This is a genomic window from Nocardia anocheti (assembly GCF_029675105.1).
Lineage (GTDB): Bacteria > Actinomycetota > Actinomycetes > Mycobacteriales > Mycobacteriaceae > Nocardia.
The window spans coordinates 207,195-223,956 of record NZ_JAQQFV010000001.1 but is presented as its reverse complement, the minus strand read 5'-3'; the positions used below and the strand labels follow the sequence as shown (position 1 = coordinate 223,956).

Annotated in this window: 14 protein-coding genes; 7 read left to right on the top strand and 7 right to left on the bottom strand. The window is 69.3% G+C overall.

Going from position 1 to position 16,762, the window contains the following annotated elements; genetic code table 11:
- Positions 1 to 28 precede the first annotated feature (28 nt).
- Both QC180_RS01150 and QC180_RS01145 read right to left on the bottom strand, forming a co-directional pair.
- Positions 29 to 1,690, bottom strand: coding sequence for a hydroxysqualene dehydroxylase (locus QC180_RS01150; RefSeq protein ID WP_278260657.1), 1,662 nt, complete (start codon positions 1,688 to 1,690; stop codon positions 29 to 31).
- A gap of 244 nt (positions 1,691 to 1,934) precedes the next feature.
- Positions 1,935 to 2,864 carry an EamA family transporter gene (locus tag QC180_RS01145; protein ID WP_278260656.1) on the bottom strand — a complete coding sequence of 310 codons (930 nt, stop codon included), beginning with the start codon at positions 2,862 to 2,864 and terminating at the stop codon, positions 1,935 to 1,937.
- 71 nt (positions 2,865 to 2,935) lie between these two features.
- On the opposite strand from QC180_RS01145, the gene QC180_RS01140 reads away from it, so the two are divergent.
- Positions 2,936 to 3,835: a LysR family transcriptional regulator gene (locus QC180_RS01140; protein ID WP_278260655.1), complete on the top strand. Its 900-nt coding sequence runs from the start codon at positions 2,936 to 2,938 to the stop codon at positions 3,833 to 3,835.
- Positions 3,836 to 3,884: 49 nt separating this feature from the next.
- Here the strand turns inward: QC180_RS01140 and QC180_RS01135 are convergent, their stop codons facing one another.
- Together QC180_RS01135 and leuA are read right to left on the bottom strand one after the other, a co-directional pair.
- On the bottom strand, positions 3,885 to 5,525 hold the full coding sequence (locus QC180_RS01135) for a MinD/ParA family ATP-binding protein (protein ID WP_278260654.1): 1,641 nt from the start codon (positions 5,523 to 5,525) through the stop codon (positions 3,885 to 3,887).
- A gap of 241 nt (positions 5,526 to 5,766) precedes the next feature.
- Entirely contained in the window at positions 5,767 to 7,566 is a 1,800-nt protein-coding gene (gene leuA / locus QC180_RS01130) for a 2-isopropylmalate synthase (protein WP_278260653.1), read from the bottom strand.
- Between the two features lie 272 nt (positions 7,567 to 7,838).
- Here leuA and QC180_RS01125 point away from each other — a divergent pair, with 272 nt between their 5' ends.
- From QC180_RS01125 to QC180_RS01115, 3 genes are all read left to right on the top strand, one after another.
- Entirely contained in the window at positions 7,839 to 8,603 is a 765-nt protein-coding gene (locus QC180_RS01125) for a sulfite exporter TauE/SafE family protein (RefSeq protein WP_278260652.1), read from the top strand.
- A gap of 105 nt (positions 8,604 to 8,708) precedes the next feature.
- Positions 8,709 to 10,319, top strand: coding sequence for a GMC oxidoreductase (locus QC180_RS01120; RefSeq protein WP_278260651.1), 1,611 nt, complete (start codon positions 8,709 to 8,711; stop codon positions 10,317 to 10,319).
- 132 nt (positions 10,320 to 10,451) lie between these two features.
- Positions 10,452 to 11,285: an ion transporter gene (locus QC180_RS01115; RefSeq protein WP_278260650.1), complete on the top strand. Its 834-nt coding sequence runs from the start codon at positions 10,452 to 10,454 to the stop codon at positions 11,283 to 11,285.
- Here the strand turns inward: QC180_RS01115 and QC180_RS01110 are convergent.
- From QC180_RS01110 to QC180_RS01100, 3 genes are all read right to left on the bottom strand, one after another.
- The gene (locus QC180_RS01110; protein WP_278260649.1) at positions 11,272 to 12,474 is read right to left on the bottom strand and encodes a low temperature requirement protein A; all 1,203 of its coding nucleotides are present in this window, start codon (positions 12,472 to 12,474) and stop codon (positions 11,272 to 11,274) included. The two genes, QC180_RS01115 and QC180_RS01110, sit on opposite strands and share 14 nt — an antisense overlap.
- A gap of 42 nt (positions 12,475 to 12,516) precedes the next feature.
- Positions 12,517 to 12,975, bottom strand: a complete 459-nt coding sequence (locus QC180_RS01105) for an SRPBCC family protein (protein WP_278260648.1) — start codon at positions 12,973 to 12,975, stop codon at positions 12,517 to 12,519.
- Between the two features lie 98 nt (positions 12,976 to 13,073).
- Positions 13,074 to 13,646: a TetR/AcrR family transcriptional regulator gene (locus tag QC180_RS01100; RefSeq protein ID WP_278260647.1), complete on the bottom strand. Its 573-nt coding sequence runs from the start codon at positions 13,644 to 13,646 to the stop codon at positions 13,074 to 13,076.
- 71 nt (positions 13,647 to 13,717) lie between these two features.
- On the opposite strand from QC180_RS01100, the gene QC180_RS01095 reads away from it, so the two are divergent.
- The 3 genes from QC180_RS01095 (at position 13,718) to QC180_RS01085 (ending at position 16,731) form a co-directional block, all read left to right on the top strand.
- Positions 13,718 to 14,290: a dihydrofolate reductase family protein gene (locus tag QC180_RS01095; protein WP_278260646.1), complete on the top strand. Its 573-nt coding sequence runs from the start codon at positions 13,718 to 13,720 to the stop codon at positions 14,288 to 14,290.
- 137 nt (positions 14,291 to 14,427) lie between these two features.
- The gene (locus tag QC180_RS01090; protein WP_278260645.1) at positions 14,428 to 15,693 is read left to right on the top strand and encodes an aspartate kinase; all 1,266 of its coding nucleotides are present in this window, start codon (positions 14,428 to 14,430) and stop codon (positions 15,691 to 15,693) included.
- 3 nt (positions 15,694 to 15,696) lie between these two features.
- Positions 15,697 to 16,731, top strand: coding sequence for an aspartate-semialdehyde dehydrogenase (locus QC180_RS01085; protein ID WP_278260644.1), 1,035 nt, complete (start codon positions 15,697 to 15,699; stop codon positions 16,729 to 16,731).
- The last annotated feature ends 31 nt before the right edge of the window (positions 16,732 to 16,762 follow it).

Sequence of the window (16,762 nt, the reverse complement as noted above, 5' to 3'; positions counted from 1 at the left end):
GTGGTGTTACGGGCGGTGTACCGGCGTTCTAGTCGTCGAACAGGTTCGGCAGACCGCGGGCGTAGCGGTCGGCGTCGATGACCCGGAGCGGTTCCAGTTCGGGGGTGCGGCGCAGGCGGTACGTGGTGCAGCGCGGGGCGGGGGAGCCCGCCACGTCGAGCAGGGCGTTGACCGCCGCGCGGGCGGACTCGTTGGCGCCCTCCATGGTCGCCAGGTCGACATCGGTGCGCACGTAGTCGCCCGCCAGGAAGAGGTTCTCGATCGAGCCGTGCGGGTCCGGGCGCGCGTCCCAGGAGCCCGCGGTGTTGATGAGTAGCGGGTCGGCGTTGGCATTGCGGCTGCCCTGCCAGGTGATACCGGGGTCGAGGAACCAGGAGTGCACGTCGGCGGGGCGCAGCAGTTGTTCGCGGTCGTTGAGATGTTCGCTCAGCTGCGCCCACACCTCGCGGTAGATCTCGTCGTGGGTGCATTCTTCGGCGGGCTTGCCGTAGAGGATTCCGGGGGTGTGCCAGTCGGAGATGTCGATCGAGAGGCAGTCGGCCACGGTGCCGTCGCCGAAGGTCTTCAGCTTGTGCGTCCACAGCTGGTTCTGGCTGATCGAGGTGAGCGACCACGGGGAGTCCACGAAGGCCGTGTGCCCGCGCGAAATGTGCAGTGGGGTGCGGAAATAGATCTGGAGACCGTTCATCCAGTCGACGAACAGCCGTTCGGTCGCCTCGAGTTCCGGTGCGGCGGCGAGCACCTGGGCCGACCAGAGCTTGCGCGCCTGCTCGACCGGCAGCGCGACGACGAAGTAGTCGGCCTCCACCGTGCGCCCGTCGTCGATGCGCGCCCCGCTCACGCGTCGGTCGCGCATGGTCAATTCGGCCACGCGCGCGCCGAGTTCGAATCGCACGCCCAACCCGCGCAGGTGCCGCACCCACGGGTCGATCCAGGCGGCGTTGGTGGTGTTGTTCAGCACCCGGTCCAGGCCGCCGTCGTTGCCGAGGCCCAGCGGATTGCCCAGGAACTGTTCGCCCATGCCGCCGATGGTGCGGGTGCTGGCGAGGTCCTCTTTGGCGGCGACCATGATGCTGGTCAGCGAGCGCGAGACCAGCGCGCGGAATTCGTGCGAGCGCTCGTGGCCGCGCACGAACGCCTGCCAGGAGGTGTGTTCCCACTGGCCGAAGCGGCGCGCCTCGCAGCTGCTGTTGAACACCAGCAGCCGGTTGGCGAAGTAGGCCGCCTCGGCGGGCGGCATCTTCGACATGGTGGTGATGGTGCCCGCGAGCGTCTCGCGGATGGCTTCGGGCGTGGTCGGGGCGGTGATGCCGTCGGGCAGGGCGAGCAGGATGTCGTCGGCGTCGCGGCGCGAGAAGCGGGCCTCCGGCACGGAGATCAGGTTGGACCACACGCCGTCGGCATTGCCCTCGACCGGAATCCGGCGCATCGTGTCGGGCAGGTTCTGATAGAAGCCGGGGAAGAAGCGGAAGCCGTGCTCACCGGGCAGATCGGGTCTGCCGTCGCGGCCGGTGCCCGGCACCGGGATGCTGCGCGCCTTGCCGCCGAAGGCGCGCGCCTCGTAGACGGTGACCTCGAAGCCGCGTTCGGCCAGCTCGTGCGCGGCGGTCAGCCCGGCGACGCCGCCACCGAGTACGGCGACCCGTCGTCCGGGGGGCGCGCCCAGCGCGATACCCGGCGCTCCCGCCATCGCCCCTGCCGATACCGCCCCCGCTGCGACCGTGCCGCGAAGAAACGTCCTCCGCGAAACGGGCCACCGCTGTTCCGCCATACGCTGTTCAGCTGCCTTGTTCGAGTATTGCTTGCAATTTGCTACCACTGTAGAGCGCGGCGAAAAGCGGGCCGCAGGGTACCGACCGGTCGTCCGGAAACGCGTCGGACGATCGGCACACATGCTAGCCATACGTTTCTTCGATCGTCCGCCGAATCGGACATCAGACCCCGGCGAGGCGCGGGCGCGGTTCCGGCTCGGGGGCGGGCGCGGCGCGGCGGGTGCTGGTCGCGGCGAAGGCCCCCGCGATGACGATCACGCCGCCCAGCAGCGCCGCCACCGACGGCTGCTCGCCCAGCGCGAGCCAGGCCGCCGCGATGCCGACCACCGGCACGAGCAGCGACAACGGCGCCACCGTCCCCGCCGGATAGCGGCTCATGAGGTAGGTCCACAAGCCCGAACCACACACGGTGGCGAGTACGGCGATATAGGCGAGCGCGGCCAGCGCGGGCCATCCGGCGGCGGTGGTGACGGCCGTGCCGAGCGCGCGCACGCCGGTGTCAGGGCCCTCGACAAGCATCGACAGCGCCAGCATCGGCAGCACCGGCACGACCGACATCCACAGCGTCAGGTGTAGCGGATCGAAGCCGGGGGAGTCGGCGCCCGCCTGTCGGGCACCGATGTTCCCGAAGGCCCAGCCCAGGCCACCGGCCAGGGTGAGCAGGACCGGCAGCAGGGTGGCGGTGGCGAAGCGGTCGGCGGCGATGATCGTCATCCCGGCCACGGCCACCGCCAACCCCGCGATCTGCGTCGGCCGCAACCGCTCCCGCAGCAGCACCGCGCCCAGGACCACGGTGAACGGCGCCGAGGACTGCAGCACCAGCGAGGCCAGCCCGGTCGGCATGCCGACGCGCATGGCGGTGAACAGGAAAGCGAACTGCGCGATGCCGAACCCGGCGCCGTAGAGCAGCAACCAGCGGGTCCGCACCGCCGAGCGCGGGACGAAGATCAGCACCGGGATCGCGATCACGGCGAAGCGCAGGGCGACGAAGAAGAAGGGCGGGAAGTGGTCGAGGCCGACGCGGATGGCCAGGAAGTTCAGGCCCCAGAGGACGACGACGGTGAGGCCGAGCAGGCGGTCGCGGGTGGTCACGCACTCATCGTGCGGTCGGCGAAGCATCAGGACAATCGAATAAAAGTGCACCGATAACGTAGATTTACTTCATGTTCTCGATCGAGCGGCTGCGCATCCTGCGCGAACTCGCCGACCGTGGCACCGTCGCCGCCGTGGCCGAGGTGCTGTCGATGACACCGTCGGCCGTCTCGCAGCAGTTGAAGGTGCTCGCCAGGGAGGCGGGCGTCGCGCTGCTGGAACCGGACGGGCGCCGCGTGCGGCTCACCGACGCGGGCCAGGCGCTGGTGCTGCGTGCCGACGACGTGCTCGCCGCCATGGACCGCGCCGTCGCCGAGATGGCCGGTTACCGGGGCTCCCCGCGCGGACAGGTACGGGTGGCCTCGTTCCCGTCCGGCGCCGCGCTGCTGCTCCCGCCGGTGCTCGCGGCGCTCGAGGACAGCGGCGTGGAGATCGTCGCCGGTGACGAGGACCTGCCGCCGAGCGCGGCGCCGAAACTACTGGCCGACTACGACATCGTGCTCACCCACCGCGACGAACGCGCGCCCTCGCTGGCCGGTCCGCGCATCGCCGCGCGGGCGCTCATGCGGGAGCCGATCGATGTGGTGGTGGCGCGGAGTCATCGGCTGGCCGGGCGGGCGTCGGTGCGCGCCGAGGAACTGGCCGAGGAGACGTGGGTGAGCGTGCGCGGCGGTTTCCCCGTCGACGACGTGCTCGAATCGATCGCCACCATCACCGGCGTGCGGCCACGGATCGCGCAGCGGCTGAACGATTTCCGGGTGATCGAGACGTTGGTGGCCTCGGGCTACGGGGTCGCGCTCATGCCGCGCTGGGCGGTCGCGCACCCGGGACTGTCGGTGCTGCCGCTGGCCGGGGTGCGGGCGGCACGGATCTACGAGATCGTCACCCGACCGCAGGCGGATCGGCGGCCCGCCATCGCCACCGTGCTCGCCGCGTTCGAGACCGCGGCGCGGGCGGTCGGCGCCGGATGACACGACCGGTCGCGAGCGGGTCGAGGAACCCGCCCGCGACCGGGTCCGGTCAGTACTGTCCGGGCTGGTACTGCGGCTGCTGCTGACCCGGGTACGGCTGGCCGGGCTGGAACTGCGGCTGCCCGTGGTAGCTGAAATCGTCGGCCACCATGGCGGCCAGTTCGAGCAGCGCGCGCCGGGTGGGCTTGCTGACCAGCTCGAGGTCGATCTCGGCGCCCTCGGCCAGGTGATCGTCGAACGGGACGATCTGTACCGCGCGGGTGCGGTCGAGGAACAGCTTGCGCAGCTGGTCCAGGTCGACGGTCGAGGCGCCGCGCCGCGAGGCGTTCACCACCACGACCGTGCGCTCCACGAGCTTGCTGTAGCCGTGGTGATCGAGCCAGTCCAGCGTCGCCGAGGCGCTGCGCGCGCCGTCGATCGCGGGCGAGGTGACCAGCACCAGCGAACTCGCCATGTCCAGCACGCCCGACATCGCCGAGTGCATCAGACCGGTACCGCAGTCGGTGAGGATGATGTTGTAGAAGGACTGCAGGATGCCGATCGCCTTGCGGTAATCGGCCTCGCTGAACGCCTCCGACACGGCCGGATCCTGTTCGGAGGCCAGCACTTCCAGGCGGCTCGGGGCCTGCGAGGTGTGCGCGCGGACATCGGAGTAGCGGGTGATGCTCTGGTCCTCGAGCAGGTTGCGCACCGTCGACCGGGTCTGGCGCGGCACCCGGTGGGCCAGGGTGCCCAGGTCGGGGTTGGCGTCGATGGCGATCACGCGGTCACCGCGTTGCGAGGCGAAGGTGGAGCCCAGGCCGACCGTGGTGGTGGTCTTGCCGACACCGCCCTTGAGCGAGAGGATCGCGATCCGGTAATCGCCGCGGACCGGCTGGTTGACCCGCTCGGCCAGATCGCGATGCACCACATCGGCCGCGGACTCACCCGGGTTGATCACACCGCCGGAGACCTTGTGCACGGCCCGACGCCACCCGCTGCGCGGCGCCTTGCGGGCCCGCTTGAGCAGGTTCAGGTCGTTGACCGAATGCCCCGGCTGACCGGGCGCTGGCACGTGCTGCGGCTGGAACGGCTGCTGCTGCGGCGGCGGACCGCCCTGCCACTGCGGCTGACCCGGCTGCTGGGGCGCGGGCTGACCGGGCATCAGACCGGGACCACCGGGCACCGGCTGCATGCCGGTCTGCGTCGGCGGCTGGTACATGGGCGGCGGCGGGGGAGCCCAGCTGTAGATCGGCTCACCCTGCGGGTCCTGCGGCGGCTGCTGCTCCTGACCGGGGAACTGGCCCTGCGGCTCGGCACCCGGGTACTGCGGCTGCGGCCCGGCACCGGGGAACTGCTGCTGCTCGGCGCCCGGATACTGCGGCGGCGCACCGGGATACGGCTGCTCGCCACCGGTCGGCGGCTGCGCGGGCCACGGCTGCTCGGCGCCCGGCGCGGGCTGACCCGGCCACGGCTGCTGCTCGGCCACCGGATGCGCGCCACCACTCTGATACGGGTCCGGCGCCGCGTATCCGGGCGGGGCGAACGGGCCGGGGACGAAACCGCCCGGCTGGAACACGGTCTGCTCGGCGAGGCCGATCTGCGGTTCCTGCTCGGCGGCGGGCTCCGGAGCCGGAGCTTCCGCGGGCTCGGCGGCCGAATCGGTCGCGGCACCGGCATTGTCGAGAGTGTCGTCGGTCGCCGTCTGCACACCGGCGGTACCGGACGCAGCGTCGGCCGTGTCAGCCGACGGACTCTGCAGCCAGGGCGGAGAGGTCGGATTATGGTCGTTGTTGGTCACAGTTCCCCCACTTGCTCGATCGGCTCGAGCAGGAAAGTCGGCCTGAATGTGCAGTTAAAACGCTAGCACGGAGCTAATTTCCGTGTCGGGTGGTGGCATGGCGAGGGCCGGGTTCGTGTGGTGGCGGACCCGGCCCTCGTTGTGTCTCGGACTAGCGGGCGGCGGCTCGGTTCACCGCGGAGACGACCGCGCGCAGGGAGGCGGTGGTGATGGAGGTGGCGATGCCGACGCCCCAGACGACCTTGTCGCCGATGGCGACCTCGACGTAGGCGGCGGCCTGGGCGTCGTCGCCCGCGGACATGGCGTGCTCGCTGTAGTCCAGGACGCGCACGTCGAAGCCGACGGTGGCGATGGCGTCGACGAAGGCGGCCAGCGGGCCGTTGCCGGAGCCGGTGATCTCCTGCTCGACGCCGTCGACCTTCACGGTGGCCACGATGGAGTCGACGCCGCCGTCGGTCTCGGCCGCGGTGACGATCTGCTTGATGCGCTCGAGCGGCAGGATCGGGTTCAGGTACTCGGTGGCGAAGACGTCCCACATCTCCTTGGGCGTCACCTCGCCGCCCTCACCGTCGGTGATCGCCTGAATGGCCTGGGAGAACTCGATCTGCAGGCGGCGCGGCAGCACCAGCCCGTGATCGGTCTTCATGATGTAGGCCACGCCGCCCTTGCCGGACTGCGAGTTCACCCGGATGACGGCCTCGTAGGTGCGCCCGACGTCCTTGGGATCGATCGGCAGGTACGGGACCTCCCAGACGATGTCGGCCACGTCGGCGTTCTGCGCGTCGGCGGTGGCCTTCATGGCGTCGAGGCCCTTGTTGATGGCGTCCTGGTGACTGCCGGAGAAGGCGGTGTAGACCAGGTCGCCGCCGTAGGGGTGACGCTCGGCCACGGCCAGCTGGTTGCAGTACTCGACCGTGCGGCGGATCTCGTCGATGTCGGAGAAGTTGATCTGCGGGTCGATGCCCCGGGAGAACATGTTCATGCCCAGCGTCACCAGGCAGACGTTGCCGGTGCGCTCGCCGTTGCCGAACAGGCAGCCCTCGATGCGGTCGGCCCCGGCCTGGTAGCCCAGCTCGGCGGCCGCGACGGCGGTGCCGCGGTCGTTGTGCGGGTGCAGCGACAGCACGATCGCGTCGCGGCGGGCGAGGTTGCGGTGCATCCACTCGATCGAGTCGGCGTACACGTTGGGCGTGGCCATCTCGACGGTGGCGGGCAGGTTGATGATCAGCGGCTTCTCCGGCGTCGGCGCGATGATCGCCGAGACCGCGTCGCAGACCTCACGGGCGTAGTCCAGCTCGGTCCCGGTGTAGGACTCGGGGCTGTACTCGTAGCGCCACGCGGTGTCGGGGTAGCGCTGCTCGATCTCCAGGCACAGCGCGGCGGCGTCGGTGGCGATCTTCTTCACCGCGTCGCGCTCGGCGCGGAACACCACGCGACGCTGCAGGATGGAGGTGGAGTTGTAGAAGTGCACGATCACGTTCGGGGCGCCGTTGCACGCCTCGAAGGTGCGCTCGATCAGCTCGGGGCGGCACTGGGTGAGCACCTGGATGGTGACGTCGGCCGGGATGGCGCCGTCCTCGATGATCTCGCGGACGAAGTCGAAATCGGTCTGGCTCGCGGCCGGGAAGCCGACCTCGATCTCCTTGTAACCCATCCGCACCAGCAGGTCGAACATGCGGCGCTTGCGGGCGGGGCTCATCGGGTCGATCAGCGCCTGGTTGCCGTCGCGCAGGTCGACGGCGCACCACGCGGGGGCGCGGTCGATGACCTTGTCCGGCCAGGTGCGGTCGGGCAGCGTGATCGGCTCGACCTCTTCGGCGAAGGGGCGATACCGGAACGCGGGCATCGAGGAGTTCTTCTGGTTGTTCCAGGCGGGCTGGTCGGCCGGTGCGGGTTTGCCGGGGGCCGTGATGGTGCGCGAAGCGGATACGAATGCGTCAGCCGAGGACATGCAAGTTTCTCCGTGGATGTGAGTGGATTCCCAGGTGGGAGCGGGTCGACCGGCGCGTTGGAACCCCGCGACGGGAGCCGGTCCGTATCAGAACCCGTCGCGGCGGCCGAGAAGAAGTGCCCGCTGCATGATCCTTCGAGGATACCGCGTGCACCGGCGGGCGGGTAAGCGGCCTGGAGAAACCGGCCGGTAGTAAGCGGGCGGTACGGTTTCAGCGAAACGCACGCTTGTACGGACCAACGCGTCCGACGAGACGGCACAAAGGAACTCGCATGACTTGGTTGGAACAGCTCCTGGTCCTGGTCGCCGGTATCGCGGCCGGTGGCATCAACACGATCGTCGGATCGGGCACCCTGATCACCTTCCCCACGCTGCTGGCCTTCGGCCTGCCGCCGGTGACGGCGAACGTGTCGAACACGATCGGCTTGGTCCCCGGCTCGGTGAGCGGGGTGATCGGCTATCGCCGCGAACTGGAAGGGCAGCGGTCGCGGCTGCTGCAACTGGGCACCGCCTCGCTGCTGGGCGGCATCACCGGCGCGGTGCTGCTGCTGGTGTTGCCCGCCGAGGCGTTCAAGGCGATCGTGCCGGTGCTCATCATCGCGGCGCTGATCCTGGTGGTGGTGCAGCCGCGACTGGCCGCCTGGGTCAAGCGGGGCCGGGGTGAGGACGCCCCCGCCCCCGCGCACGGCGGGCCGATCCTGCTGGTCGCGGTGTATTTCACGGGTATCTACGGCGGCTACTTCGGCGCCGCCCAGGGGGTGCTGCTGCTCGGGCTGCTCGGGGTGTTCGTGCACGAGGACATCCAGCGGCTCAACGCGGTGAAGAACGTGCTGGCGCTCATCGTCAACGCGGTCTCGGCCAGCATCTTCATCGTGATCGCCGAGGTGAACTGGCAGGCGGTGGCGTTGATCGCGGTCGGCTCGATCATCGGTGGACAGCTGGGCGCGCGGGTGGGCCGTAAGTTGCCGCCGAATGTGCTGCGGGCGGTGATCGTGGTGGTGGGCACCATCGCGGTGATCCGCCTGCTCACCGCCTGAGCGGGCCCCTTCGTGATGTAGGACAAATGTCCGCGCTACCTCCGGCGTTTCGGTGGTTACGCGGTATTCTGCGCTCGGCCATTGCGTGATGAGGGAGGTGGCCTGGTGCACAGACGTGCCTTCTTCAAGGCGGCGGGACTGGCGACGATCGCCGGGGCCGTGGGAACGAACCTGACGACGGGGACGGCGGCCGCCGATCCGCGCGAGGCGATGTTCCAGTCGTGGGTGCCCGAGATCTTCGCGCCGATTCCCGACGCGCCCGCGCATTCGCCCGCCATCGTGATCGGCTCGGGCTTCGGCGCGGCCGTCACCGCGCTGCGCCTGGCCGAGGCCGGGATCGCCAACACCGTGCTCGAGCGCGGCTCGCGCTGGCCCAACGACCCGTGGCGCGAGATCTTCACCGGCGACGACCTGCCCGACGGCCGTGGCTTCTGGCATCGCACCAGCTTCACCGGCGTCACCAAGGTGCCGATGAGCTTCGGTTCCTTCGGCGGCGTCCTCGATGTCACCGAGTTCGCCGGGCTCGACGTGTGGCGGGCCGCGGCGGTGGGCGGCGGTTCGGTGGTGTTCACCGGGGCGATGGTGGCGCCCGAGCGCAGGCTCTTCGACCAGGTCTTCGGTGGGATCGTCGACTACGGCGAGCTCGAGCGCGTCTACTACCCGCGGGTGCGTCAGATGCTGCGCCTGGACACCATGCCCGCCGACATCTACCACTCCGAGCCGTTCGCGCACTCGCGCGCCTGGGACGACCAGGTCCGCGCGGCCGGGTACCAGCCGCTGCCCAACGACTCGATCTTCACCTGGGACGTGCTGCGCGCCGAGCTGGCGGGCACCTCACGCCCCTCGGCCACCGCCGCCCGCTCCAACCTGGGCAATTCCAACGGCGCCAAGTTCGACCTGAACCAGAACTACCTGCGCTACGCCGCCGAGACCGGCAAATCGCAGGTGTACCCCGGCCACCAGGTCGACAGCATCGCCCAGGACGCCAACGGCAAGTTCGTGGTCACCGTGACGAAACTGGACCCCACCGGCCGTCACCTCGCCACCCGCACCCTGACCTGCGACAAGCTGTTCCTCGGCGCGGGCTCGGTGGGCACCTCCGAACTGCTGGTCCGCGCCCAGGCCACCGGCGCGCTGCCCAATCTCAACGAGCACATCGGCGACGGCTTCGGCACCAACGGTGACGTGGTGCTGGCCCGCGGCGCGAGCTCGGTGGCCGGACACGGCCAGGGCGTGCCCAGCGCCAGCCGCGTCTACGACGAGTCGGCGGTCCCGCTCACGCTGGAGAACTGGTACATCCCCGGCATCCCGTTCGAGACCGGCGCGCTGGCCTCGCTCGGCATGGTCCTCGACCCCACCCGGGCCCGCTTCGGCTACCACGCGGCCTCCGGCGGCGTGGGCCTGAACTGGGCGGCCGAGACCCAGCGCGGTGTGGTCGACGCGGCCCGCGCGGTCGATCACCGCATCGCCGAACGGGCGGGCGCGATGGCCGAGTACGGCGTGCTCGGCTACGACGCCAATGCCCGCTTCACCGCGCATCCGCTCGGCGGCGCGGTGCTGGGCAGAGCGACCGACGGCTACGGCCGCGTGCACGGTCATCCGGGCCTGTACGTGATGGACGGCGCCGCGATTCCGGGCAGCACCGCGACGGTGAACCCCTCGCTGACCATCACCGCGCTGGCCGAACGCAATATCGAGGCGATCCTGCGCGGCTGACGCGTAACTCCCCGCGCCGCGGCGGGCGAGCAATTAGCGTGGGCAACAGCAGCGCCGGGCCACCGGCCGACCTCGAGCCGGGCCGCGTGGCCCCGACACCGCGGCCCCGGCCGCCAGACAGCAGGAGCACGGGTGGTCCCACCGGGTATCGAGCGGGTCGAGGCATTGCCGGACGTGCGGTCCAAGACTCCCTCGCTGCGCACCGACGTGTTCATGCTGATCCTGGCGATCATCTCGGTGGCGCTGGTCGTGTGGATCACCTTCTTCCCGGTCTCCGGCTCGACCTATCACGCGATCGTGGTCGTCGACTGGAGCATCTGCGCGGTGTTCGCGCTGGAGTTCCTGTGGCGCTGGCGCCGGGCGGGCTGGCCGTGGACCTTCCCGTTCGTCTACTGGTACGAGGTCCTGGGCATGATCCCGGTGACCAGCCCGATCTTCCGCGGGTTCCGGCTGTTCCGGATCGTGGTGATCCTGCTGCGGCTGGGCCGGGTGGCCGACCGGGCGCTGGGGGAGCGGGTCACCGCGACGATCGTCAACCGGTTCGTCGGCACCATCGTCGAGGTGATCAAGCGCCCGATGACGATCGCCATCCTCGACGAGGTCTCCAAGGTGCTGCGCACCGGCCACTACACCCAGAACATCGCCGCGGCGCTGGAGGAGAACCACGCCGAGATCGACCAGATGATCATCGACCTGATCAAGAACGACCCGCAGACCGGCAAGCTGCGCTACATCCCGTTCCACGACGACATCATCCGGCTCGTCGCCGACACCGTGTACCGCATGCTGCGCCAACTGCTCGACGACCCGCGCACCGACGAACTCGTCGCCGACATGCTGCGCGAGAACCTCGACCAGATCAACGACGCCGTGCGCGCGGGCATCCGGGTGCCGCCCTCGCATCGTGGCGCGACGCCCGCCGAGCACGGCGTGCGCCACCACCTCGGTCAGATCAAGCGTGTCTGATGCGGTCGCGCGGCTGCGCGTAGCGCACGGTCTCCCAGATCACCAGCCCGGCCAGGAGCGCGCACAGCACGCTCAGCGAGGCCAGCGCGGGCAGGTTCGCCGCCACCGGGATCAGCGCGAACAGTGCCACCGCGACGACCAGCCGTCCGATCGAGACCTCGCCCACCGCGCAGTATTTCGCCACCACCACGCCGAGCAGGAACAGCGCGGGCCCGCCGTAGAGCGCGCCCAGCGGGATGCCGTAGAGCGCGTCGGTGAGCGTGTGATGTGACGAGTCGCCGACGTAGTACAGCACCTTCTTCAGTCCCAGCGAGAGCGCGATGACGCCCACGATCATCGGGAAATGCCCATAGGTGTAGCTGTTCTGGGCGATCTTGATCTGGCGCGCGCCGGTGGCCCGGGCGAAGCCGTGTTCGATGGAGATCGCCGCGACGTCGAAGTAGAGCCACCACAGCAGTCCCGAGACCGCCAGCCCGAGCATCGAGCCCACCGCGATCGGCCAGGAGATCGGCAGCCCGGCCACGCCGATGCCGATCGAGACGATCGATTCGCCCAGCGCCACGATGACGATGAGCCCGTAGCGTTCGGCGAAGTGCTTGGCGGAGTTGATCCGCCAGTCCGTGCCCGCGGCCCAGGTCCAGACCATGTCCCCGACGATGGCGGCGATCCACAGCACGATCTGCACGACCCCGGAGGTCATCGCGGCCACCACCAGCAGCGTGGTGCCCACGGTGATCGAGCCCAGCGCCCAGCGCAGCAGCTGCCCGCGCAGTTGCGCGTCGTCGGCGCTGATCGCCCAGAACAGCGCCACGTGCACCAGCCGCACGATCAGGTAGGCGATGGCGAACACCAGCGGCCCGAACCAGCCGCCGGGGATGTCGGTGAACGCCTCGGGAATGGTGAGCGCGGCCAGGAACGCGCCGCCCATGGCGACGAACATGCCCACCCGCGCCGGTCCCTCGTCGGCGCGCACCACATTGCCCAGCCACGAGTAAGCGATCCACAGCCACCACATCAGCGCCAGCACCAGCACCGCGCGCAGGGCGTTCACGGCGGTGGTGTCGTGCGCGGCCAGGTCGGTGACCATGGTGAAGGCGAACACGATCACCAGGTCGAAGAACAGTTCGAGTTGGGTCACCGAGGAGTCCGCGGTGACCGGCCGGAACCGCGGCCGTCGTGTACCGATCATGGCGCTCATCGTCGCATTCGGACGGGCTGCGCGCCGGGAACGTCAGCCGACGGCGTAACCCTCGGTCTCGGGATAGCGCTCGGCGAAGTCGATGAAGTTGGTGACCGCCTCGTCGTGCACCTTGCGCAGCGACCGGTTGAACAGGATGCCCGGGATCGGCAGCGGCAGCTGGAGCTCGACGTGGTAGTCGACCTCGGTGCCCTCGGGGCTCTCGAGCAGGTCGAACCAGCCGTGGCCCTTGGAGCCGCGGCTGCTGTCGGCCACGTCCCAGGTGACCCGGTGCGGTTCCCAGGTGTACTCGAGCACCTGGGAGTCGGAGTTACCCATGAAGTGGGCGGTGACGAAGACCCGGCGTGGCCTGCCTTCGGCGTCGCGGGGGCCGACTCGCACATCGCTGTAGGAGGTGGACCATTCCGCCATCCGGTCGACCGCGAGCAGCGCGTCCATGACCTGGTCGATATCGGCTTCGACGGTGAATCGGATGTCGATCTTCGAGCGCATCTGTGTCTATCCTCCGAACCCCCGCTGTCTTCGCGCCCGATTGTGCACAGTTGTACCAGTGATCGTCAACACGTCTATGGTCTGGACAAATGACCGGGTCAGCCGGGTATCGCCCGCTCGACGGCCGTTTCGATCAGCGCCAGGCTCTGTTCCTCGGTGAAGATTCCGGGCAGCGTGAGGTGTTCGACGACGAGCCAGTTCAGCGCCAGATAGAGCAGCAGCACCGAGTCGGCGTCGCCGGGCATTCCGGATGCCAGGTGATTGCGCACATTGAACTCGACGTCGGCGCGCACCCGCTCGGTGAGCACCGCGCGCAGCTCCGGGCGCCGGGTGGCCTCGAGGCGCAGTTCGAGCAGGGCCAGGTAGGCGGTGCGATGCGATTCGAGCCGTCCCACCACCTCGCGCATGAGCATGGTGATGTGCTCCTTGGTCCTCGGCCCGTTGCTGACCAGCGCCATCGCTTCCTCGGTCGGCTGGATCACCTCGTAGAAGCGGATGCCCGCCTGGGTCAGCAACTCGTCGCGATTGGCGAAATAGTTCGACGCCGTGCCCGCCGGAACCCCGGCCTGTTTGTCCACCGCGCGGAAGGTCAGCCCGCGCGCGCCCTCGGCCGCCAGGACTTCGATCGCCGCGTCCAACAGGGCTTGACGCCGCTCCGGATTAGTCCGCACTTGACACCACTCCATTCGTAGTACTACGTTCAAACCACTTCAATCAGAGTACAACAACTGAGGCGGTACCCATGCGAAAGCTTGTCTACTACATCGGCGTCTCCCTCGACGGCTACATCGCGGGCCCCGGTGGGGAGGTCGACTTCTATCCGACCCCGCCCAGCTACGTGGAATGGATGAGTGCCGAGTTCCTCGACGCCATGCCCACCCATGTGCGTCCCCATGTGGGGCTCGACCCGCATCTGCCCGCCGAGAAGTGGGACACCGTGCTGATGGGTCGGGGCACCTACATCCTCCCGGGCGAGCACGTCGAGAGCCCGTTCCAGCACATGAAGCAGTACATCGTGTCGAAGTCGCTGAGCCAGGCCGACCACCCGGGCGTCGAGATCTTCGCCGGGGACCCGGTCGAGCTGGTGCGCGAGCTCAAACAGCGCGACGGCCTCGACATCTGGCTGTGCGGCGGCGGGAACCTGGCCGGTCAGCTGCTCGGCGAGATCGACGAGCTGATCCTCAAGAGCTATCCGGTGGTCGCGGGGTCGGGTGTCTCGGTGTTCGGGGGCGTCTTCCAACCGACACAGTTCACCCCCGTGCGGCGCAAGGAATTCGACAACGGCACGCAGGTCACCTGGTTCGAGCGGGGCTGATTCCGGTGGTCAGCCACAGGTGACAAGCCTGTGTCGTTTTCCACAGGGTGGGGAGGTAGCGGCGGATCCGGTGTCCGGCGGCCGGTACTCTTGGTCGCTGATAGCAGCTCGATTCCCGATCGTGAAGGACCATTGCCGTGGCTCTCGTTGTTCAGAAGTACGGAGGATCCTCGGTGGCCACCGCCGAGCGGATCCGGCGCGTCGCTGAACGGATCGTGGAGACCAAGAAGCAGGGCCACGACGTGGTCGTGGTCTGCTCGGCCATGGGCGACACCACCGACGAACTGCTCGATCTCGCCGAGCAGGTGGCCCCCGCGCCGCCCGCCCGCGAGATGGACATGCTGCTCACCTCCGGTGAGCGCATCTCGAACGCGCTGGTGGCCATGGCGATCCATTCGCTCGGTGCCGAGGCACGTTCGTTCACCGGTTCGCAGGCGGGCGTGATCACCACCGGCGCGCACGGCAAGGCCAAGATCATCGACGTCACCCCGGGCCGCCTCCAGGAGGCCCTGGCCGACGGCCAGATCGTGCTGGTGGCGGGCTTCCAGGGCGTGAGCCAGGACAGCAAGGACGTCACCACGCTGGGTCGCGGCGGTTCCGACACCACCGCCGTCGCCCTGGCCGCCGCGCTGAAGGCCGACGTCTGCGAGATCTACACCGACGTCGACGGCATCTTCAGCGCCGACCCGCGCATCGTCGGTGACGCCCAGAAGCTCGACAACATCTCCTACGAGGAGATGCTGGAGATGGCGGCCTGCGGGTCGAAGGTGCTGATGCTGCGCTGCGTGGAGTACGCGCGCCGCTACAACGTTCCCGTTCATGTCCGGTCGTCCTACACCGACAAGATCGGCACCACAGTTTTCGGATCGATGGAGGACATTCCCGTGGAGCAGGCAATCCTGACCGGCGTCGCGCACGACCGCAGCGAGGCCAAGGTGACCGTCGTGGCCCTGCCCGACGAGCCGGGTTACGCGGCCAAGGTGTTCCGCGCGGTGGCCGACGCCGAGATCAACATCGACATGGTGCTGCAGAACATCTCCAAGGTCGACACGGGCAAGACCGACATCACCTTCACCCTGCCCAAGACCGACGGCGCCCGCGCGGTGGAGATGCTCACCAAGCGCCAGGACGAGATCGGTTTCGCGCAGGTCCTCTACGACGACCACATCGGCAAGGTCTCCCTGGTCGGCGCGGGCATGAAGTCGCATCCCGGCGTCACCGCGACCTTCTGTGAGGCGCTGGCCAACGCGGGCGTCAACATCGACCTGATCTCCACCTCGGAGATCCGGATCTCGGTGCTGGTGCGCGACACCGAACTCGACGAGGCCGTGCAGGTGCTGCACAAGGCCTTCGATCTCGGCGGCGACGAGGCCGCCGTCGTCCACGGCGGAACGGGGCGTTAAGCAATGGGTGTACGTGTAGGCGTCGTCGGCGCGACCGGTCAGGTCGGCGCCGTCATGCGCAAGCTGCTCGAAGAGCGGAACTTCCCGGCCGACGAGGTGCGTTTCTTCGCCTCGGCGCGCTCGGCGGGCAAGACCCTGCCGTGGCGCGGCGGCGAGATCGTCGTCGAGGACACCGAGACCGCCGACCCGTCGGGTCTGGACATCGCGCTGTTCTCCGCCGGTGCCACCATGTCGCGGGTGCAGGCGCCGCGCTTCGCGGCCGCGGGCGTGACCGTCATCGACAACTCCTCGGCCTGGCGCAAGGACCCCGATGTGCCGCTGGTGGTCTCCGAGGTGAACCCCGAGGCCACCCGCACCCTGCCCAAGGGCATCATCGCCAACCCCAACTGCACCACCATGGCCGCGATGCCGGTGCTCAAGCCGCTGCACGACGTGGCGGGCCTGCAGCGCCTGATCGTGTCGAGCTACCAGGCCGTGTCGGGTTCGGGCCTGGCCGGGGTGGAGGAGCTCGCCTCGCAGATCCGCGCCGTCGCCGACGACGCCGAGAAGCTGGTGCACGACGGGTCGGCCGTGGATTTCCCCGCGCCGAACAAGTACGTCGCGCCGATCGCGTTCGACGTCATCCCGCTGGCCGGTGCGCTGGTGGACGACGGCTCGTTCGAGACCGACGAGGACCAGAAGCTGCGCAACGAGAGCCGCAAGATCCTCGGCCTGCCCGACCTGCTGGTCAGCGGCACCTGCGTGCGCGTGCCGGTGTTCACCGGGCACTCGCTGTCGATCAACGCCGAGTTCGCCGAGCCGATCTCGGTCGAGCAGGCGCGTGAGCTGCTGGGCAAGGCACCGGGCGTGCGCCTGGTCGACGTGCCCACCCCGCTGGCCGCCGCGGGCCAGGACGACTCGCTGGTCGGCCGCATCCGCCAGGATCCGGGCGCCCCGAACGGCCGCGGCCTCGCGCTGTTCATCTCCGGTGACAACCTGCGTAAGGGCGCCGCGCTCAACACCATCCAGATCGCGGAAGTGCTGCTGAACAACCGCTGAGCACACCGTCTGCCAGGCCGGGCCGTCCCAC